This window comes from Aliiglaciecola sp. M165, assembly GCF_007197995.1.
In the GTDB taxonomy this organism is placed as follows: Bacteria; Pseudomonadota; Gammaproteobacteria; order Enterobacterales; family Alteromonadaceae; genus Aliiglaciecola.
Genome location: NZ_VKKH01000005.1, coordinates 61,392 through 82,380 on the forward strand (window position 1 = coordinate 61,392; position 20,989 = coordinate 82,380).

General features: G+C 42.6%; 20 protein-coding genes. 10 read left to right on the plus strand and 10 right to left on the minus strand.

Annotated features, from left to right (window positions below):
• The first annotated feature begins 5 nt into the window (after window positions 1–5).
• Window positions 6–1,367 (plus strand): S41 family peptidase, encoded by a 1,362-nt coding sequence (locus tag FM019_RS10420; protein WP_143835877.1) that lies wholly within the window; start codon window positions 6–8, stop codon window positions 1,365–1,367.
• A 260-nt stretch (window positions 1,368–1,627) separates the two neighbouring features.
• On the opposite strand, the gene FM019_RS10425 is transcribed toward FM019_RS10420, so the two are convergent.
• Both FM019_RS10425 and FM019_RS10430 read right to left on the minus strand, forming a co-directional pair.
• Window positions 1,628–2,164 (minus strand): DUF924 family protein, encoded by a 537-nt coding sequence (locus tag FM019_RS10425; protein WP_143835878.1) that lies wholly within the window; start codon window positions 2,162–2,164, stop codon window positions 1,628–1,630.
• Window positions 2,165–2,224: 60 nt separating this feature from the next.
• Window positions 2,225–2,635 carry a gamma-glutamylcyclotransferase family protein gene (locus FM019_RS10430; protein WP_143835879.1) on the minus strand — a complete coding sequence of 137 codons (411 nt, stop codon included), beginning with the start codon at window positions 2,633–2,635 and terminating at the stop codon, window positions 2,225–2,227.
• A gap of 200 nt (window positions 2,636–2,835) precedes the next feature.
• Here FM019_RS10430 and FM019_RS10435 point away from each other — a divergent pair, with 200 nt between their 5' ends.
• Window positions 2,836–3,495: a class I SAM-dependent methyltransferase gene (locus FM019_RS10435; RefSeq protein WP_143835880.1), complete on the plus strand. Its 660-nt coding sequence runs from the start codon at window positions 2,836–2,838 to the stop codon at window positions 3,493–3,495.
• Window positions 3,496–3,506: 11 nt separating this feature from the next.
• Here the strand turns inward: FM019_RS10435 and FM019_RS10440 are convergent, their stop codons facing one another.
• On the minus strand, window positions 3,507–3,989 hold the full coding sequence (locus FM019_RS10440) for an HAD family hydrolase (protein ID WP_221934372.1): 483 nt from the start codon (window positions 3,987–3,989) through the stop codon (window positions 3,507–3,509).
• 51 nt (window positions 3,990–4,040) lie between these two features.
• Complete coding sequence (locus FM019_RS10445) at window positions 4,041–5,801, minus strand: monovalent cation:proton antiporter-2 (CPA2) family protein (protein ID WP_143835881.1); 1,761 nt, start codon at window positions 5,799–5,801, stop codon at window positions 4,041–4,043.
• 203 nt (window positions 5,802–6,004) lie between these two features.
• Here FM019_RS10445 and FM019_RS10450 point away from each other — a divergent pair, with 203 nt between their 5' ends.
• Entirely contained in the window at window positions 6,005–6,583 is a 579-nt protein-coding gene (locus FM019_RS10450) for a hypothetical protein (protein ID WP_143835882.1), read from the plus strand.
• Between the two features lie 51 nt (window positions 6,584–6,634).
• On the opposite strand, the gene FM019_RS10455 is transcribed toward FM019_RS10450, so the two are convergent.
• From FM019_RS10455 to FM019_RS10465, 3 genes are read right to left on the minus strand one after another with little or no spacing between them, the layout of a single operon-like run.
• Window positions 6,635–7,855 (minus strand): phosphoenolpyruvate carboxylase, encoded by a 1,221-nt coding sequence (locus FM019_RS10455; RefSeq protein ID WP_143835883.1) that lies wholly within the window; start codon window positions 7,853–7,855, stop codon window positions 6,635–6,637.
• On the minus strand, window positions 7,852–8,487 hold the full coding sequence (locus tag FM019_RS10460) for a hypothetical protein (protein WP_143835884.1): 636 nt from the start codon (window positions 8,485–8,487) through the stop codon (window positions 7,852–7,854). The genes FM019_RS10455 and FM019_RS10460 overlap by 4 nt, the downstream gene beginning before the upstream one ends.
• On the minus strand, window positions 8,484–12,185 hold the full coding sequence (locus FM019_RS10465; RefSeq protein ID WP_143835885.1) for an ATP-binding protein: 3,702 nt from the start codon (window positions 12,183–12,185) through the stop codon (window positions 8,484–8,486). Before FM019_RS10465 ends, FM019_RS10460 begins: the two co-directional genes overlap by 4 nt.
• A 256-nt stretch (window positions 12,186–12,441) precedes the next feature.
• Between FM019_RS10465 and FM019_RS10470 the strand changes: the two genes are divergently transcribed.
• The 3 genes from FM019_RS10470 (at window position 12,442) to FM019_RS10480 (ending at window position 15,149) form a co-directional block, all read left to right on the plus strand.
• Window positions 12,442–13,635 (plus strand): helix-turn-helix domain-containing protein, encoded by a 1,194-nt coding sequence (locus FM019_RS10470; protein ID WP_143835886.1) that lies wholly within the window; start codon window positions 12,442–12,444, stop codon window positions 13,633–13,635.
• 108 nt (window positions 13,636–13,743) lie between these two features.
• A complete protein-coding gene (locus FM019_RS10475) occupies window positions 13,744–14,931 on the plus strand; it encodes a leucine-rich repeat domain-containing protein (RefSeq protein ID WP_185969256.1) in 1,188 nt (395 codons plus the stop codon).
• A 47-nt stretch (window positions 14,932–14,978) separates the two neighbouring features.
• Window positions 14,979–15,149: a DUF6435 family protein gene (locus tag FM019_RS10480; protein WP_143835888.1), complete on the plus strand. Its 171-nt coding sequence runs from the start codon at window positions 14,979–14,981 to the stop codon at window positions 15,147–15,149.
• A 69-nt stretch (window positions 15,150–15,218) separates the two neighbouring features.
• Here FM019_RS10480 and FM019_RS10485 read toward each other — a convergent pair whose 3' ends face one another.
• Window positions 15,219–15,806, minus strand: coding sequence for an FMN-dependent NADH-azoreductase (locus FM019_RS10485; protein ID WP_143835889.1), 588 nt, complete (start codon window positions 15,804–15,806; stop codon window positions 15,219–15,221).
• A 124-nt stretch (window positions 15,807–15,930) separates the two neighbouring features.
• On the opposite strand from FM019_RS10485, the gene FM019_RS10490 reads away from it, so the two are divergent.
• The 4 genes from FM019_RS10490 (at window position 15,931) to FM019_RS10505 (ending at window position 18,983) form a co-directional block, all read left to right on the plus strand.
• On the plus strand, window positions 15,931–16,881 hold the full coding sequence (locus FM019_RS10490) for a LysR family transcriptional regulator (protein ID WP_143835890.1): 951 nt from the start codon (window positions 15,931–15,933) through the stop codon (window positions 16,879–16,881).
• 44 nt (window positions 16,882–16,925) lie between these two features.
• A complete protein-coding gene (locus FM019_RS10495; RefSeq protein WP_143835891.1) occupies window positions 16,926–17,636 on the plus strand; it encodes a hypothetical protein in 711 nt (236 codons plus the stop codon).
• A gap of 131 nt (window positions 17,637–17,767) precedes the next feature.
• Window positions 17,768–18,382 (plus strand): hypothetical protein, encoded by a 615-nt coding sequence (locus FM019_RS10500; protein ID WP_143835892.1) that lies wholly within the window; start codon window positions 17,768–17,770, stop codon window positions 18,380–18,382.
• A 73-nt stretch (window positions 18,383–18,455) separates the two neighbouring features.
• The gene (locus FM019_RS10505; protein ID WP_143835893.1) at window positions 18,456–18,983 is read left to right on the plus strand and encodes an AAA family ATPase; all 528 of its coding nucleotides are present in this window, start codon (window positions 18,456–18,458) and stop codon (window positions 18,981–18,983) included.
• Between the two features lie 42 nt (window positions 18,984–19,025).
• Here FM019_RS10505 and FM019_RS10510 read toward each other — a convergent pair whose 3' ends face one another.
• Window positions 19,026–19,901, minus strand: coding sequence for a WYL domain-containing protein (locus FM019_RS10510; protein ID WP_143835894.1), 876 nt, complete (start codon window positions 19,899–19,901; stop codon window positions 19,026–19,028).
• Between the two features lie 343 nt (window positions 19,902–20,244).
• On the minus strand, window positions 20,245–20,739 hold the full coding sequence (locus tag FM019_RS10515) for a hypothetical protein (RefSeq protein WP_143835895.1): 495 nt from the start codon (window positions 20,737–20,739) through the stop codon (window positions 20,245–20,247).
• Window positions 20,740–20,989 lie beyond the last annotated feature (250 nt).

Below are 20,989 nucleotides of genomic sequence, written 5' to 3' on the forward strand. Positions count from 1 at the left end.
ACTAAATGAAAAAAACGATCTTTATAATTCTTTTATTTGTCACCTTCAGCTCAAATACATTATTAGCTAATGACAGTATAAAAAGCCTAGAAAAAATCCTTACTCCAGAACAAATGAATGAGGATTTGAAATCTTGGCGAGACTGGCTGACTAACACACATCCCGATCTGAACATTCGCATAGACGACTTGGCTCAATTTGATGCGAATATTAAAAAAATAACAAATGAAACCGTCCGTCCAGCAAACGTAAAAACGTTTCTTTCAGAAATATCTATTTTTAATAGCCAGTTCAACGATGGCCATATGAATATTATGGTTCAAAGTCAGGGGAAACTTATCAATGCTATTGTTAAGGAAGACAATGGGTTGTTTCCATTTGAAGTCATCGTCAGTAAAGAAAAGGTATATATTTCAACAAAACTGGGCGGCGCAAGTAGCCCGTTAACAATGGCTGAAATATCTAGCATTAATGGTATGGCTATAGCGGATATTTATGGGAAATTAATAACTAGGATGTATGGTGATAGCACTCGTCATAGAGAGAGCTTACTATCAGATAAATTTGCCTTATTTTATTGGTTATTCATAAAACAAAGCGATAGTTTTTCAATTGTGTACAAAAAAGCGGGTAAGACTGAGGAACGAGTATTTCAGTCAACAAGATCGCTGCCTAAAGCAATATCTAATGAATCGTTCGAAGAATTGTTTAAATTTGAATTACTGGACGACAAACAAGCATTGTTAACCATCAATCTATTTTGGTGGCAGGACAAAGAACGTTTTTATCAGTTTACTAGAAATGCTTTCCAAACAATTAAAGACAGTAATATTGAACATCTCATCATTGATGTCCGCAAAAACCCCGGAGGGGATGATGATATGTGGAAAAATGGTTTGTTGACTTATATTGCAGATAAGCCATATCGACATACAAGTAGATATACTAAAAAGATTATCGCGAAATATATGGATGAAGGCGAAACAGAAGGAGATGTTGTTACAGCTGATTATGACAAATTTGAAGCACCCTTAGACAACGAGCCGCTTAAATTCAAAGGTAAGGTTTCTGTTGTGGTGGGCAAGGTTACCTATTCTTCGGCAATCGTATTCGCAAACACTGTTCAAGACTTTGGATTTGGCAAAATTGTTGGGGAAGCTTCTGCGGGCTATTCATGGCAAACTGGCGGTATTCAGTTTTTTACCTTCCCTCATTCTGGGCTAAAAGCTGTGAGTCCCAGGTTTTATTTATCTAGACCTAGCGGTAACGGTCGTGGGCAGCCTGTTTTACCCGATTTCCCGTTGTACGATAATCCGCTCAATGAGCGAGATTTAGTCAATGAGATTGTCAATAAATACGATAAATAGTTTTCTTGCTAATTAGGGTAGCTGGAGGCTTCTAGTCTCCTACTACCCGCATACATCTCTATAAAGAATCGTCCTGTTGGCTTAGCGACCTTTAAAACAACCTTCGCACCGTGAATAAAGTTCCTCGAATATCGGTAGAGAAACGTTAGAGCCTCATTTGTCACTCCCGTTAGTAATGCTGCCTCTATGCTGAAACCGGTTCTTACACCGATTCACCTTCTCGGAAGTCCGTGTGAATGTGAGACGCTTCTTATTTGGCGTCAAAAACCAGAATTAGGTTGTTTTAAAAAAGCAATTTCTTCCTCGGTAGATGGCCGACCTAAAATATGATTTCGATGAGGATAACGACCAAACCTGTCGATGATTGCCTTGTGTTGTAGCTCGAAGTCCAAGGTATTGGCGTCACCAAATTCAGTAATTAACTCAACTGCTATATCATGTATGTCTACCGATTCGCTATGCATATAGGGCATAAATAAAAAACACCTGTGTTCAATCGACATTTTCAGATGTAAGCCTTTTTCAACCGCCACTTGAGCCAGGACTAAAGCAACTGAATCATAGGCAAAAGCCTGTGCAGTATCACGAAATATATTTCGAGAGAACTGGTCCAAAAGGATCACTTCCGCCAACGCCCCATCAGGATTTTTTCGCCAATCAAAAAGTTCGCCTCGGGCAGCTTTTTGCTGCCAATCACCAAATCTTGTTTTGATTGTTAAATCAAGTTCATCAGATTTTTGCCAATGCTGATCCGGAGTTAGCTCATGAAACCAAAAATCCAAAATGTTTTGATACATCTCTTTTCCTTTGACCTACATAAATTGCGTAAATAAATAATACTATCCACAGAGCATAGGCTATTTACGCCATGCATTTATTTCTTCGATATAGTCCTTGGGCAAAGCAAGGCTTTTAGCGACAATGGCTAAAGATTTGGCATACTCAACGTTTTTTCCTTGCAGCTTTTCAACTGGTAGGACATAAGTGACCGCCGACAAACTTTCACCCGTTAACGCTGTTGCTACAACTTCTTCAGGTATGTATTCAGCGACGCTTGGTTCGCTGTATAGAGTTTGGAGTTCGTCATTTTGTAACTGCATCACAGTGCCATAACAACGCTCATCAACAGATTTAATTAATGTGGCGCGATTTCCTATCCTTAAAGCATATCCATCTACGCGAGCCAATTTGACATGCTTAGGCGCCAGGCCTTTTTGTCTCAACAGATTTTCATCCATAAACAAACCGTAAAAAAATACTATTTTCATGTGCTGCTCACTGATGCAAAGCTTATAAGTATCAAGGTGTTACTAAGTATTACTGTTAGTATTTGTTCAGCCTCTTCGAAAAACCGTGGGTGAAACTCCTTGTTTAACACCATAAATCCTTTACTCTTAGTCAATCCCTGTTTCGTCATTTATATTTTTACCCTTATTTGGCTTAGCTTTGCAACATGACTAAGGCAAATATGACTTCTCCCGTCCGCATACGTTATCAAACGATTGAAATTGGTAACAATGACATCCACCTATGTACCTTACGTGATAATCAACAATTTAACGATGACCAGGGGCTCGCCCTGGAATTGGGAATATCATCGGCAACTTGGCCTCTATTTGGCGTCATTTGGCCTGCCAGCATTGTATTAGCCCATTATGTTCTTGAATTTGATACCAGTGGTAAACGTATTCTGGAAGTAGGCTGCGGCATTGCATTGTCGAGTATTCTGTTGAATAAACAGCATGAAAATATCACCGCAACCGATTATCACCCAGAAGTGAAGGTTTTCTTAGACAGAAACACCAAGCTAAATCAAGGTAAAGACATCGATTTTGAGCGAGTAGATTGGGCAGATGATAACAGCCAGCTTGGCAAATTTGATTTGATCATAGGGAGTGACTTACTTTATGAGGATCAGCATATCGCGCTGTTAGCGGGGTTTATCGAAAATCACGCACAGGATAAGTGCGAAGTCATCATTGTCGACCCAGGTAGGGGTAGAGCAAGCAAGCTCAGCACCCAAATGCAGGCATTCGGATTTACTAGCGAGCATGCTAAACCTGTCCATACAGAATACCTAGAAAAACATTTTAAAGGTCAGATTCTTAAATATTCAAGAGGGGAATAAGAGAATGGAATTTAGACTGCCAGAGTTATTAGTTCAGGCAACGTTTTGATTTGTTTATATCTTCCTTTTATATTGCTATGACAATCTAACGCATTTAACCAAATAGCCTTCAAGCCAGCGTCCAAGGCCGCTTGCACATCGTTATTAAAGCTGTCCCCCACCATAACCAAAGATTCGGGTTTCTCTCCCAACGCCTTGGCAACCCTAGTATAAAATTCACCGCTTTGTTTACAGACCCCGATGTTTCCATGACAAAAATAGCCAGAGATAAATTGATCAAGCTTAACTCGTTTAAACGCTTTTTGAATGTCTTGTTCTGAAGAATCTGCCGCATTAGTCGCGACATAAATTCTTGAACGTTGAGAAAGGAGCGCCAGTACTTCATGCGCTCCGTCGACCGCCTTCACTTCTGTCCAATCACACATTTTTCCTGATTGGTCGACATAATCGACCATTAAGGTGTCGCCCCAATCAAACAAGAAGCTCTTAATCAAATTATCTCCTGCAATACGATTGAAGACGACACGCGTTTATCTGAGTCTTTACTAAGATCCAATCTCTTTTTCATCATTGGCAAACAGGCTCTCCAATTCGGCCCGACCTTTTTTACTGATTTCGATGAGATTGGGCATATCATTGGATTTGTTAATAGATTGGGTCAAAAGATGCTTGTCGTGACGTTCGAAAATATCACACATTTTGCTTGCCTGTCTTTCATCAAATCCAAAGTCCTTTAACACAACTTTAGCGGCATCTAGTCCACTGGCAAACACTTCTCGAATGTAGCTTAGATTTTCTATGTCGACCAATTGTCTGACTGTTGCCCGGTTGTGAGCGCGGACCACAAGCTTAATATGGGGGAAATGTTCACTCACTAAATGGGCGATTTTCAACGAGTCCTCTTCGCCATCAACGGCAACGAGCAGTATTTCAGCATGTTCTATACCTGCAGCGCGCAATAAATCCAGCCGTGTTGCATCACCAAAAAATATCTTGCTGCCAAACTTTTTAACAAATTCAATTTGCTCAGCGTCTTTGTCCAGCGCGGTAAATGGAATATGGTTGGCAGCCAGGATCCTGGCCGTGACCTGTCCAAAGCGACCAAAGCCAGCAATGATCACACGGGGTTCATCAGTTTCTCTGTGTGTATCATAAACAGGTGGACAATTTCGACTGTTAAACCACATGCTATGCAGAATGACGATGGGAGACGTCAACGCCATCGATATTCCCACAATCAAGGTGATTTGGCTGGCAAGCGCAGCATCCACCAAATTGCTCATTGCTGCTTGGCCCATTACAACGAAGGCAAATTCGCCGCCTTGAGAAAGCATTAAACCAACACGCATTGCGTCGGTATTGCTTTGTTTAGCCGCTTTTAGAATGGCAAAAATAATGGCGGTTTTTATTACTACCAATAAGATGGCAGCCGAAACTATGAATACCGGCTGCGACACCAACAGTTGCAAGTCAAGGTTCATTCCAATGGCGATAAAAAACAGACCTAGCAATAAACCTTTGAAGGGTTCGATTTCGGTTTCTAATTGATGTTTGAAGCTGGAATTAGCCAACAATATACCCGCCACAAAAGCGCCCATACCCATGGATAAGCCTGCCTCTTGCATGCCTAACGCTGTCGCCATCACAATCAGTAAAGCCGCAGCAGTCATGATTTCAGAACTGCCATAATGAGAAATTAAACGCAAAAACGGATTGATAAGGTATTTGCCCACAACTAACACCGCAACAATTGCGGCGACACTGATCCACCATGCTGGTGCGTCGGCCTGCCCACTATCAGAAAGCGCCTGCACCAAAAGCAAAATGGGGATCACCGCCAGGTCTTGCATTAAGAGCACTGAAAACCCCTTCTGACCTGGAGGCGTGCGCAAGATATCTTGCTCGTTCATTAGCTGGATGGCAAAGGCGGTTGATGAAAGGGCTAACGCTAAACCGATAACAATGGCACTGGTCCAATCGATGCCCATCAAATATTTCACTGCCAATGAAATAGCCACAGCACTGACGAGTAATTGCCCTCCCCCCGTAAATAGGATCTGATCACGCATTTTCCAGAGTTTTTTAGGTTCGAGCTCTAACCCAATAATAAACAACAACAACACTACGCCAAGCTCAGCAAAATGCAGGATAGTTTCTGGTTCCGATACCCAATCCATGACCGATGGACCAATCACCATGCCGGCAGCGAGATATCCCAGAATTGCACCCAATTTGAGTCGTTTAAATATCGGCACCGCTACGACCGCGGCACCAAGAAATATCATCGAAGAACCCAGTACGCTCATGTGTTTTCCTATAGTTACGATAAACTACATTTTTTGTTAAAAAAAGCGGTAGCGATACAGAACAGCGAGCCTTAGAGCGAATTCATGCTGTGTTTGTTTTTGTTAAGAAGGCTGCGTAATATTAGCTACTTGCACAAGTCTTTGTCCATGAATTCAATTATATACTCGCACAAAACACTAAGTATTAAATAAGGAAATTATTGATGTTAAAAAAACTTATCATTGCCTCTATTGCGATCACCTTTTCAATTTCTGTTAGCGCATCTGAACCAGTATGTGCTGGAATTGAAATGATTTATGATGAAAATGGAGAGTTAATTCCGTTGGATCGTTCAGTACACCAAATCGACGAAAGCACTCCAATTTTTTATCGTAACAGCGAATTCATTCCTAATGTTTCTATAGGTCCAAGACGTTTCACGAATATTTATGTAAAGAATATTTCAGATAGAGCAGTAAACTTCTTTTTTGAGCCGGTTTACCATTCCTATACTTCTGGTCAATTGGCAACAGTTTCCCCCGAACAACTTTATGGTGTATTTGAGAGCGCTAATTCACCAATGAGTTCCTCCGGAGCCTTTATGCTTGCGAACACTCTTGGTAGGATTTACTTTTACTACAGTAGTCAAGAATATCAATTAAGTGGGAATATATATTGGGATTCTGCAACTTGCAGTACTAGCCCGATGGTAGTTACTGTAGAGTCATATTTTTATCAGAATTATAGCAGCGGCAGAGGTGGTATAGATAATTACTACGTAAACAACGGACAACCGTTCTAAATTAAAAATTAATTTGGTCATCTGCGTAGACAAAGTTATAGTTAGCTTTGTCTACCTTAAACCCAATTCCACGTCACGAATAATGAAGTTACCTGTATAGACAGGATCTATTTCCCCGGTTTGTTCGATAGCGAAATATTCTTGTTCTTCCAGGCTTAGGCCCTGATATCCACCAATCACCTGATACAACCAAGCTTCTGGATCAAATTCCAGATTGTTGTCCTGGTAATATTGCAAGGCCGTAACACGATCTCCGGAATCAATGACATGGCAGAAGTAGGCTTCTACGGCTTTTTTAAGCCGATCTTCTTCAAAGGCCACAGCACTTTGTTGTTCTACATGAATCTGATGGGCAGCGCGTTCTGGTTGGTAATGTTTGTGTGGGCGGTTTAGTGCTCGAATAGCGCCCACTAACTGTTGGAGCTCTTTTTCATGTTCAATTCGTTGGGTATCGGCAGCAGCACTACCAATAACGCTTGGCGACTGATTAAACAGCATAGGTACTTGCGACAGACCACAATAATTAACCGGTACAAAATCTGGGCTATGCTCCATGTGTAGCAAGAAGCCCTTAAGCAGCCGTGTACGTCCACGAAATTCACGAAATCGGCCCAACAATGCCAGCAATCTGGCTTGTACGATGGACAATTCTTGGGTCACTCGAGAGAAGCTATGTTGCAGTGTGACGATCAGCAAATGCCGCAGCTCACGATTACTTGCTGCGATGTCACTTAGCTGATCAAACTGAAACATTTCCAATTGGTCTAGCAACTCGGAAACTTGCGATTGTGCTAATTGGTTTTCCCGAATTTTGGCGTCGATAGATGACACATAACCAAATTCATTATTGATACGGCTGAACAACACCCGCACATTATTTGCCAAACTTTCGGTCAGGGCATAAACATGCTCGGTGAGATCTGACAAATGTGCGTGAGACTCGGCGAATCGACCATGTTGCAGCGCTTCTTTATAATGCTGAGCAAGGGTTTTTAAACTCGCCAATGACGAGCCAATGTTGGCGTCGATCTGGCGATTACGTTCGTCATGCAAGCTGGACTCAAGCAATTGGCGCACTGCGTTTTTTAAGCGCAGCTCTGCATCCGCTTCCGGTCGCCACAAAACGCCTTGCTTAATTAAACTATCAATAACCTTGGCACTGAATTTTGCTTCATCCACACTGCCCGACAAGTACGCATGCATGATCAAATCGGCATGCCGACTCATTGCATTGAGCAGCTTAACGCCGGCTTGATGGATATTCTGATTCATATCAAGCTACCTTGTTGAACCGCATTTTCTGCCTGTTCGGCAAGGGATAAAGACTCAGTTTCATCAATGAACTTTATCACCTCAAACAAATACTCAATTTTTCCGGTCGCAATAAAAATCTGTTTGTCCTGATTCGGTCTCAATAAATACCCCAAATCTGTCAGACGTTTGAAAACTTGCTTAAGCTGTCCGTCGACTGACACGCTCGTTGAACCAAAGAGCTTGTAGTGTGATATTTTTGCCAATTGTTCACTGAATGCTGGTGTATCTTCGATGGTACCTTGCAATTCAGATAAACGAATAGCGCTGCCTTGGGTGACAGGCACGTCACTACCATTTGCCTGCTGGACAAGTAACAGCCACTCCACCAGCGGCACCAGATGGCTGGATATTTCCTGAAACTGCTGGGTCAAGACCTTACGCTCATCATCACCAAGTGATTGATATGCTGCATAAAATACATCGCCATCGGCAGCACTAGCGAGGGTTCGGTTTAGCACGTTGAGTTGCGATTCAATTTTATCGCTATTGCCGCTGGCTTTGAGATATCGCCAGCCGTCCTCATCGCTAATTTGACAGATAAAGACACCCGACAATAGGCGCTCTAAAATTCGACCTTGTTCGGTGATCATGCGCTTGTCTCCAACTCAGTTTCTTTGCGTTGTTGTAATCGCTTGGTGATGGCACTAACTTGAGGTTCAACCACTTGCAATTTACGTGTCGCTTTATCAATCAAATAACGGTTGTTAAACAGTGACAAAACCTCTGATTCAGGGTTCGGGAAGGCACCGACAACACTGATGTTATTGTTTTGACAAGCATCAAAGATCTTTTTCACGTTACTTTGGTGAAGGGTGCCCAGTTCATCAATGGGCCAATGGATGGTGGCATTCGCACCACCACGCAACAAGCGCGTAAAGGCCAACAAGAACTTACACAAGATGAGGTAAGCCATACCGTGACTGGAAGACTCATTAAGCTGCCGGTCAGTGCGGATAACAAGGTGCGAGTTACCCTCTTTGATATGCAGTTCAATATCCAATAGTTTACTGATCCCGCCGCTTAATGCCGCGCGGCCAAGGATATCTAGCACTCGGCGCATACTCTGTGCGTAGTCATCATCGGGCAATTCCACCGCGCCACTTTTCATCCAGGCTTGATAAAGCTTGTTAAACTGAGCTAGTTCTGGCCAGAACTCCAGCTCAGATATTCGCGAGCGAATTTTCACTGCCGATTCGGACACGCCATCAAGAAACAGCTCTTCGTCTACTTCTTTACTGATGCGCTGACTCTGGCTGGCAATGCGTTTGTCGATGTCTTCCAGCACGTTATAGTACTGGGTTAAATCAGCACCGAAGATACGTCCTTGCTCTCGCAGGCCGTGTAATTTTTGAGGAACGACCTCATTGAGTAACTGAGCCAAATGGGCAACCATCCGCCGATGATCGATACTGCGGATACCTTGTGCATTAACGACCGCGCAATCCTCTCGCGAGCGCTCCCAAATATCCGCCAAACCAGTCCCCGATTGGGCAGCGATGAGTTGATCAAAATGCTCAACATACACTTTGATATCGTTTAACAATCGATCCCGAGTTTGCAACAAATCCTGTCCTTCAGAAATTCGCTGCGCCACACTGATTGAATCAGACGTTGATTTAGAGTTGGCAATGTCGCTGTCATCGATTTTTGGCAGATTAAGCTTGGTGATGCTGCGGTTGATGTTCTGGACTTCAGCATCTTGTTCACGGGCAATTTTCAGTTCTTGTTCTAGCTGAACTTGGATTTCTTTGAATGTTTGTCGCTGTTGTTTAAATGCTGCTTCTTTTTGATTCAATTCACGCTCAGATTGACTCGCAACTTTTTTAACCTTGGCCAGACTTTTCTGCCAGGTGACCTTGTAACCGACAAAATAGGTGGTGTACCAACGTTCATAGTCTTTGACCATATGACGGTGGGTATCGGTATAGGTGATATCTTTTTGCAGCTTTTTGATCAGCTTTTGCAAGCCGCCAATTTCGTCGACATCCACGCCTCGGTTATCAAGCTCATCGGCTTTCCATTGTTCGGTAGCAAGCTTGTCCTGACTGGCCACTTCTTTGGCGCGTTTAATGTGTTGCTCAATGGTATCGATTTTTTCTTGTGTATCAGCGATTAGCTGCTGCCAATGGAACTGATGCTCAGTTTCGGCTTCACGCTGTTGATCTTTAACTTCCTGCAACGCTTGAGCATGCTGACTTTGACACTTGCTTTGCTCCGTTTCATTTGCCGATAAGTGCTTTTTGTTCTGTTGTTTGCGCTGTGCTAATGCATGAGCGTATTCCTGCTGGATATGATCTTTGTCTTGTTGAGCGCGTTTGCGCGTGGCTTCAGCGGTTTTCACTTCGCTTTCCGCTTTGGCTTGAGTTAACTCTCGATTGCGCACTAGTTCACTGGATTTAGCCAATTCCAACTCTACTTCATTTTGCTTTTCTAGCGCTTCAGCCAAGACATTTTGCGCGTCGGTCAATTCCTGTTGAATTGTTTGTTCAGAGCGCGCATATTCGGGTACCTCAACACTATGCAGATCTAGCTTGAGTCCAAAAATTCCGTCCGCTTTTTTGCCCATTGAGGGCTTTAAATCTTTGCGTTTGAGTAAATCAGGGTGGATCACTTTACCCAATGTCCCTTGCCAATCCGGTTGTTCCTTGCGTAAAAACTCTAACAAACTGTTCTCGCCTGGGTATAACAAGGCTTCAACCTTCTCAACCTGATGTTGAGCGTCTTGGTGATCCCGTCTGGTAGCTTCAAGTTTTGAATTTGCCAGGTTTCTTTCTTGCACCGCGGCTTGGTAATCTTGCTGCGCCTTACGATATTTCTCTCGTGCGGCATCTTCGCTGACACTGGCTTCTTTGAGCGTGGCATCAAGAATATCCAACTGGCTCTGCTCAAACTCATCAAAACCAGCATTTTTGAGGGTCGCGGATATCTCTGCATGCTTAACCTTGAGCTCGCCTAATTGCTGACGATATTCGCTTTCAACATTGTTCAATTGACCTTGAAAATCTTGTTTGATTTTTTGCAAAGCTTCTTGCTCTTGGGCCTTTTGCTCAGATAGGGTGTTTTGATGTTGTGTTTTTTGCTCAGAGTAAGATTCCAATTCAAGATTAAGCTTCTCGCTAACCTGTGCTAATCGTTTATTAAAACTTGATTCAATGTCCTGGTGTTTTTCAGTCAATAAGCTATACCGAGTTGTCGCTGTCTCTAGCTCACTTTCCCACTGGGGTAACTGTTGTAGATTTTTCTTGAGGGTCTCAATATCTTGCGACTGCCAATCATCAAATTCCGTTTCAATTTGCTCTAAATCTGATTCCAGTTTTTCTACATCCGCTCTGGCGGCAGACAGCGTTTGGTTGAGCGTGTCTCGTTCCTGTGTCCAATTTGTGTCGGCTTGTTTATTAGCCAACTGAGTTTCGTCAAGCTGCCCTTGCAAAGTCACCAGAGACGCAGACAGGCTGCTTGCGTCTAAGTCAAATTGTTGCTTGATCTGTGCAAGGCGCAATTCACTTTGTTGCAGCTGATGATCGGCCTGTTCTAATTTGGCAAATTCAGGACGAATTTGCTCAAATTCTTTGATTAAATGGCATTCCTTGATCCAATCCTCTACGCGATTTCGGCTCAAACTTGAACTCGGCGGTTGTACGCCATCTTCTTCTAATATGGCGGCTATCATCGCCTTGATAGTTTCCATTTTGCCTTCTTTGGAATGCACTGCCTTGGCGAGTTTTTCTATATGCCGAAGATGATTCGCCTGTTCGCAAAGACTAAAGATCCTCGCATAACCCAACAACTCACGATTGTTGGTGCTGTCGTTTAGCACCCCTCTATCGTTTTGCAGTACCGCACGAAATTCTTTGGTATTGAGCAAGTTAGTCACCAAAACATTGGAACGTTTTAAACTACGTGCCAACTCATTCATGGTAACGCTGCTATGCTCACCCGCTTTGTTTTTATACAGATAATCATTGAGCTCAAACGGCTTACCAATAAATCGATAGTTAACACCGTTGCCACTGGATGCCAGCACTACCTGACACAAGTCATCTTCGCTGCGTGCGTATTCGTAAACGATAAAACTCGACTCTCTGGGCAAATACCACTTTTCAAAACTGTCTCGTGTGGCCGGCACTACTCGGCTTGGATATTCGCCGTAAAAAACGGGAATAAGGCGCTGCAGTGTGGTTTTTCCAGAAGCGTTGGTACCACAAATGTTGGTGTGACCATCGAGTTTAAGTTCAACAACACCGGGCAAATGGGTGTCTATGAGAATAATGCGGTGTAACCCAGGCATAATCGTCCTATTTATTATAATGTTTGAGACAGCTAACTCGGGATTCAGATGCGTGATATTGCGGGGGTAGAATTCCGTTTGGGAATTGATTCTATCTATGTTTCACCCATTTTAACACCTCAAAATCGGCTATTTTTATGGGTTTTTCTAAGTACTTGATTTCTGGTTATCTATCTCCTTCTCAGACTCTATCACCTGGTGTTTCGCCTAAGCGAAAATAAGTTAAAGGTGTTGCGGGCATCGTGTTTAGCGATCTATGCTGACGCTTAATATTTGGCCTTTGTTCAACAAACCCATGTTTGATCACATCAACACGATTCTCCTTGTTTGCAGTATTTTTAATGGCTTGATCATCACTGGCCTGTTGGTGTTTAGAGCTAAACATCGACTGGCAAATATCGTTCTGGCCTTTTACGTCATGTTGTTGAGTGTCAGAGTCATCGTTTATCTGCTTGGCAAAGAACACCTCTACGACCCTTACAGTTGGTTATATTTACCACCACTGGAGGTGTCTCTGGCCTATGGGCCGTGCATTTATTTGTATTTGAAAGCGTTATTGTCTCGGTCTTTGAGCAAATTAGACTGGTTACATTTGACTCCTTTTGTTTGCCAGGTGAGCTACTACAGCGTGCTGATGTTCGTCGTCCCGCTAGGGCACAGAGCCGATGCATTAGCCTTTCATATGGACTGGATAAGGCACCTTGAATCCTTTTTAGTGACGCTCTCGATGGGGTCTTATTTGCTGTTATCTTGGTTTAGCTTTGGTCTTTACCGTCAATGGAGCAACGATCAATTCAGTGACAGTGATAATTACAGATTGACTTGGTTAAGGTCATTTTTAGGTATGACTTCGACGTTTTTTCTACTCTGGGTAATTTCTGCCGTCAGTCATGTATTTATCTCTTCTTCATTTTCTTCGCAGTTCTACCTTTTCGCCGCACAAGCCCTATTGCTTTGCTTTTTATCTTTCGAGAGTTGGCGACATTCTCACTTTGAATACCCGGCACACGCCGACCTCAAGGCAGATATTGCCTCAATATCTTGGCTTACTGCTAATTCCCTCAATCAACAAAAGCACAAAAATGAAAATAGCCGAAATGAACCAAAACTGCACGATCAGGCCCATAGTTGGCTTGCATTAATCGAAAAGGGTAATTGGTGGCAAGAGCAGGAAATTTCGTTAGCCACTGTTGCAAAGCGTCTAGGTACCAATACAAGCTCCTTGTCCAGGGCGATCAATACGCTGAGTAACGAAAACTTCAATTCATTGATCAATCGATTGAGGATTCAATATGTGTGCGATCGATTGTCGGAGCGATATTTAGAACAGGACATACTCGAGCTTGCCTTTGAGGCCGGATTTAATTCAAAGAATAGTTTCAATCGAAATTTCAAACGCTTCGTTGGTAAGACACCCAGTCAATATCGTCTATCTATGAGTACCAAATAATAAAAATATATCTACCGCACGTATAATTAACGATTTGAGACGCACTAAATTGACGCTTAGAGGATGATTAAATTAAATCACTTCAAAGGAAAGCGTATGTGCACTTCAATGTCAAAACAGTCTCTTTTAACTTTATTCAATCAGTTTCTGTGGGGCGGTGTGCTCACAGGATTTGTGTTCGTTTCTTTTGCACAAGCGAATACCGAAACACTTTCCTTTAAAGATCCGCAACTTGAAAAAGCAGTACTTAAGCTTCTGCCAGTCGATACTCCTTTGACACTCGGTAACGTGAATCAGATTGAATCGGCAGATCTGAGTAACGCAAACATACGGTATCTTGATGGCATCGAAGCCTTGTCTAATTTGAAAAAGTTGTCGCTGAACAATAATCAGATTGAAGATGTACAACCCCTTGCTGCGTTGAGTGCACTAACAAACTTGTCGCTAAATAAAAATCAAATTTCTAACATCGACGCTTTATCCTCGCTTAACAACTTGCAAGGGTTTGCCATCGAGCACAACAAGATCACAAACGTTCAAGTAGTTAAACATTGGCCAAACATCCGTGGATTAGATATTTCGATTAATCAGATAACGTCACTAGAGGGCGTTAAAAACAATGATTCTGTCGTCGCTATATGGGCGTCCCACAACGCCATTTGCGATTTGACTCCATTGGAAAGTATTACAAACTTGATAATTCTAGCGATCGCGGATAATTGTTTTGATGACTTGTCTGCGCTAAAAAACAATCGGGGGTTAGTGGAACTAACACTCGCTAATAACCGTTTGTCGAACATCACACAATTGTCATCACTGACAAGTATTGAACGGTTGGATATATCCAATAATTTCATTCAAGATCTATCGATTCTATCTTCCTTCACCCAGCTTAGATGGCTTGATGCACGCTACAACCTCATTGATGATTTAACCCCGTTAGCGAATCTTAAACTTTTGGAAAAGTTGATGCTTGGCCAAAATAGAATAAGAGATATTGCGGTACTTGCCGGTGCTCCGCAATTAAAGTGGCTAGTTGTTGGTGGCAATCTACTAAGTTCAGCCGAATCACTTAAATCTATGCCTAATTTGGTCAATGCCGATGTTACTTACAACAGAATTAATATTGATAATGCCAACTGGCAAAAAACGGTAAATCAACTGTCACACAATCTAAAAGTATTATCTTATACCCCTCAACAACCAAGGGCTATGCACAGCGATATTCCGGGGGCGCAACCAAGACAACAAGACTTTGACGCACAGCTGCTAAAAGACAATTCAGGTGATCGATAAGCCACTTACAAAAGTAAAAGTATTATTCATTTAGTAAGAGAACCATAATGTTTGGATTGTTCAAGTCAGACCCAAGTAAAAAACTACGCAAGCAGTATGATGCTAAGTTAACCGAGGCTATGCACGCACAACGTCGCGGAGACATTAAATCCTATTCAATGCTCACCGCAGAAGCAGAAAAGATATGGGAGCAAATTGAGTCTCTAAAACAAAACTAAAAAAGCCTGCAAAATTGCAGGCTTCTAAATGACCTCAACTCGGGTTAAGTAGGCTTATCCATATTTAGATTATGCAACAGCCCGAATACTGGATTCGGCTCGCTCGATTGCTGCCTGTTGATCTTTCATCAAGCCACTGCTGTTTACAATCTGCACATCTGTAATGCCGATGAAGCCCAGCACATGTTTTATCCATCCAGAAACAAAGTCGATGTCTGTGCCCAATTCTGTGCCACCTGAAGTAATGATGACGTAGGCGTTTTTTCCTTCCAATAAACCAACGGGGCCATTTTCTGTATAGCGAAAAGTCTCTCGAGCTCGAGCGACCATATCTATCCATGCCTTAAAAGCGGCAGGAACCCCGAAGTTATAAATGGGCGTAGCAATCACTAAGGTGTCAGCTTGTTTTAATTCTGCAACTAAAGCATCTGATTGGGCTAGCACTGCCCGTTGTTCTGCAGAACGCTCGGCCGGGTCGGTAAAGTTTGCGTTTATCCAAGCTTCATCAACAAAAGGAACCGACTGAGTCAGATCTCGATTTTTTACATTAGTGTTAGGTTGTTCAGTTAATTTGGCCACTAGTTTGTCAGCCAGCTCTCGGCTAACAGAACCGTTTACTCGCATGCTCGCATCAATTCTTAAAATTTCTTTGTTCATTTTTCTGCCCTTTATTTGACGATGATTTGTATTAAACGTTAGGTTAAGGACATCATATACCTTGACTATTAATAGAAAAATACAATAATTATCAAATCACTTTTCCGTTTTTCAGAAATATATTATGAATCAGCTTGAAGAAATGCGTATTTTTGTCACCTTGGTTGAGTGCAAAAGTGCGAGCAAAGCCGCAGAGAAACTTGGGCTGGCTAACTCAGCGGTAAGCCGGAGAATGAAAGATCTTGAATCGAGGCTCGGTGTGCAACTTATGCAAAGAACGACACGGCGTATGCATATCACTGAAGATGGCGAGACCTATTTTCAACGCTGCAAACGGATCCTCGAAGATATCGAAGAAACCGAATCTCTTATTTCAAGCTCAGCGCAACGATTACAAGGCACTATAAAAATTGCCGCACCATTAAGCTTTGGCATCGGTCATTTATCATCTGCACTTGCTGCCTTTATGCATCAACATGAGGCCATCGAAATCGATCTCGATATGAGCGACAGGCGCGTTGACATTATACAAGAAGGCTTCGATTTAGCACTGCGTATCGGCCAGTTAGAAGACTCAAGTTTGCGGGCAAGAAAGCTGTCGCACATTAAACATGTAGTGTGTTGTTCTCCTGCTTTTCTTCGCCAATACGGGCCTATCGACACACCGGAAAAGCTCATGCAAGTGCCTACACTTTGTTATTCAAATATAAAACAACCCGATCGCTGGCGTTATCAAACAGCAAAGGGGGAAGCATCAGACGTTCAGGTCTCCCCGCGAATGCGTTCTAGTAATGGTGACTCTCTACGCGAGGCGGCAGTGGCTGGATTAGGTATTATATGTGAGCCCACATTTATTTGTCATACGGCGATCAAACGTGGGTTACTTGTTCCGGTTCTAACAGACTACCAATGGTTTGATATGGACCTTTATGCAATCTACCCGCAAACACGTCATGTCTCAGCTCGTGTGCGCACCTTTATCGATTTCCTCTCCCAGCGTTTTGGTGAGGATCCCTATTGGGACGAATGCATGGAGATAGAAAATCCGCACAAAATTCCTGCAACAATCAACTAATACCTTTATAATCCCAATGAGCTGTTTAAATACGTTGGTGAGAGATGAAAAAAGTTTGGTTGTTGTGGATATTGATGAGTATTGCTGGTCAGGTTTTTGCGCAAGAAGATGCTGCAGACATAGCCCCAGAACCTCTCGACCCGGCCTATGAAGGCATTCACGGCATGGTGGTGTTTAACAATGCTTCAGCCTTGTATGCGTCCCATCTACCGTTATACAGAAAACCACACAACGCTCAGCTCATCTATAAAATCGAAGCAAAAGATCCGGCATTGATTTTTTTGGTTCGTGATGCAGATATGGTCACGATTAAACCGGAAAAGTTCAATTTACAGCGGCTACTACGCGGTGAACAATTAACCGTTAAAGCTGATGTTTACATTGGCCATTTTGAACGGGGTGGCTCCTTGACCTATGAACAGGTTGAACTCACTTTCAGCGAGCAAAAGTATATGCGCATGCTTGAGGAACTGGGTGAGCCCTCTACATTGCAAGTGTATGACGAAGTGCAGCTGAGCAAAGGGTTGCGAATATTAGTGCATCAAATCCAAGGAGCGCCGAGTTACGATCATCTTGTTTTGTTGTATCAAAATATTGGCTGCATTACCCAGATCGACACAGGTATTGCTGTGCCCTCTGAACAGTTCTTGATCAATCGCTTAAGTTTTTGCGGTTCAATGAAACCGCTATATTTTGAAACCCAGGATTTTGCCGAAGGTGGCCCTGAACATACCAAAGCGCATAGCACTTACTAACAAAGGCTATTTACACGCGTATTAACCGACAAGTCAGGTCGTCAATTGATAGATGATCGGCGATAAAAACACCTTATACCAATCCACACAAAGAAGTGATCAGGTATTATTAATTAATAAGGTGCTAAAGTATGCCGGTTTCGCCATTAAATACCGTTGAAGTTGCTCAAAAACAACTCATTCTAAATATTCTACGTTGCTTCTTACTTCTTTTTGTCAGTAGCAGTTTTGGTGCTAATGGAATTGAACCTTCACCTCAAGTGTCCCAGGAAAAAATCCATCCGCTGAAGCGCTTTGAAGGTCGATGGGTCGTTGACCAAAAGGGATTTTCAATGGTCTGGGATAAACAAACTATTCAGACTATTCCGCTAACCGGGCAAGTGTCCGATTGCCGTATACTAAATACGCCAGATGCTTTGTTGTGCGAAGTCGCAACGCCAAATGATCCAACGGCCAACAGCGGCAATATAACCTGGGTTTGGGATCGCTCATCGAATAAAGTACATTGGCTTTCTCATTTTTCACCTTCACGTTATGGCGTCGGAACAGGCGAACTGGACGAAAAAGACAACTTAGTTTTTCGTGTACATTTTTCAGATGAACCTAAAAGTACCTATCGTATTTATCAATGGACCTGGCAGCATGACGGCAGCTATGCTTTGATGTCTCGGCAATACGACCAAGACAATAATAAGACTGGAAATTGGTATGGCGGAAGATTTGTGGCTTTGACTGAACAAAAATAGCTTGTTTTTTCATTGAAGCGATACTGAACTACAGTTATTTAAATTGAGATCAATTTAATTCAGAAGTCATTCTATGAAAATTCAAGCATGCAAACCCTACTTTAGTGAACACATATCAGGGGCTATGGCGTATACCCACATATTAAGTGGCGTCATCCACCCGCAACGAGATGCACCTTTAAGTGAGCAAGCACTAGCCCAATTCAAGGACGCCGCCAGTTCAACAAAAGAAGGGATTTCTGTTTCGATGTGTTTTGCGGGCTCCTCCGGAACGGGAAAAACCTTATTGCTGGCCAATCTCTGCTATGCCTGTCAGCTTCCTGCCATTTTTGTTGAAAAGGCATTCTTTGATGCAGTGGAAAAGTCCAGAATTTCCGCTTTGTTTACATTTGCAGAAAAACAAAAAGCCATATTGTTTTTTGACGAAGCTGACCCATTGTTGATGGGTAACACTTCCTATGCAGATGAAGATACTGTTGATCCTGATTTTATATTTAAACTTGTGCAACAACGCCAAGGGGCAAGCATATTTACTATATCAACTTCCGAGGCACTAGAGCGTTGTAAAATGCGTCTCAAATATGTTGTCGAGACCAACTGATCATTCATTAATGAATCATTAATTCGTAGTAATTCTCATAGCCTAAACTTTGTAGCCAGGTGCTAGTGCGGTGTTTTCAATGCCTTCAAGTATCTCCAAGTTAGCCAATGCCAATTGACAACCTTGCCCCGTGAACTTACTACCAACAGAACAATCAACCTGCCATTGCCGAAGAAGGTACGCCGCCAATGCCGCTTTAATTGTTAAAACCATCTGGCCATCTTGCATAGCATAATCCATTTGAATAGCTCGTGGTTGTGCAATGCTAGGATGCGCCGTTAACGTTAAGGTTACTTCAGTGTTCCACTGTTCATCATATTGACGACCTTCTTTAGTATTGATGTCCTGCGGAAGCGTTTTTACAAAAGTAAACCGTGTACAAACAAAATCTCTGAATGTTTCATGCTTGCGATCGTAGGCACGAACATGCCAACGATGGCCATTATTTACAATGGCATGAGGACACAATACCCGAGTCGTTTCCCCAGAGCTAACTGAGACATATCCACACTCAATCGGTTGTTTGTTGTGAATGGCACGCATCAGTGCTGCGATGATCCCTGCATCTGGATGAATTAATCTTACCGCATCAAAGCACTGTTCAGAGGGTTGCACGCCGTGAGAAATACCATTGCCAAAACCGCGGCTAAGAGAAGTCAAAATGACTTCAGGATCATGGCTAAAAATCGCTTTAAACTCCGCTGTTCGATGATAACTTTTGGTCTGATGTACCAATACGAGATTATTTGGAGCCAATGCTTTGTAGGCAGTAAAATCTCGGGTGCTTGCAGCTAACCCTGTTTTAAAGCGACTGATGAGGTCTGTTCTGGCGACATGACCAAAATACTGCAAGCTAAAATCGATGAAAGCAAGTCGTTCTTTTTGAGCGTGAGTTAGTGTGTCCAATTGTTCAGTCATTTCAGTATCCAGATTGTCAATATTTTAATAACGATAACGTGAAATCCAACAACATGCAATCCTTTTGATGCCATCTTTATGAGTCCATTGTAATTGCATGTTACTTAACCTGAACTCGGGATAAGAGAATCTGCAACTTATTGATTTTAATGAAAAGACTAAAACATATGACCCGGTAGTGGTCTGAAGTTCGAGTTCAAGGCACACAAGTGAAGGAATAACGGGTTATTTCGAGCTTGTGTAACGCAGAAATCGTACTTAAGAACGCTGCTGGGTGGATTCGCTTATCCCGAGTTCAGGTTACTTACAACGTCTCTGTTAGGTTTTTATATTCTACGAATGACTATTCCCAGCGCTCTTTGTCTTGTTCTGAAGCACTTTCTTGACATTCCCCTCTTACCAATATTTCATTTTCTAGTTGGGAGTACTCAAGCAAGATGTAACCGTTTCTACAGTATTGAATGTTAGCAAGTCTGGATTCAAGAATCGCTATGGCCTGTTCGCGCATATCTGCTTCAGAATTTTCGGGCTTAGCTATCTCGCTTTGTGGAGTTTGCTGAGAACCCGAACTTGAAGGCTCAACTGACCCACCAGAAGCCTTACCATTTCCTCTGTTACCCCCTCCGCGCCCCCGTTCATTACCTCTTGCACGTCCTGAGCGCTCTGATCGGTTTTTGCTCTTTGAAATAAGTGTTAAGTGAAATCTCTTTGAACCATCAGGCTTGATTTCTGTTTCAAACAGTTGACGCTCGGGCCCGCCGCGTTTCGGATGACTTGCACACCCAGAGCCGACCAAAAATAAAAATAGTGTAACAACAGAAAATATCAGTACACGCATAAGAAGCACCTTGAAGTATTTGTATCGTGATCAAGTTGACAATTAAAAGTGGGCAGGGTTTTGGCTGCGCTTGAACTTGCACAATTTCTGCACATTTGCTTTTAAAACGTAAGATAATTAGGTGGTCAAATGAAGTCGGTGTCGAACACTCGACGATTCCAAGCCATACTCAAACGACCCATTAAATGAACACATTTTTTCGGCTAAAAAGCTAACTATGTCATAGGGTTATTTAATTTACCATTCTTGG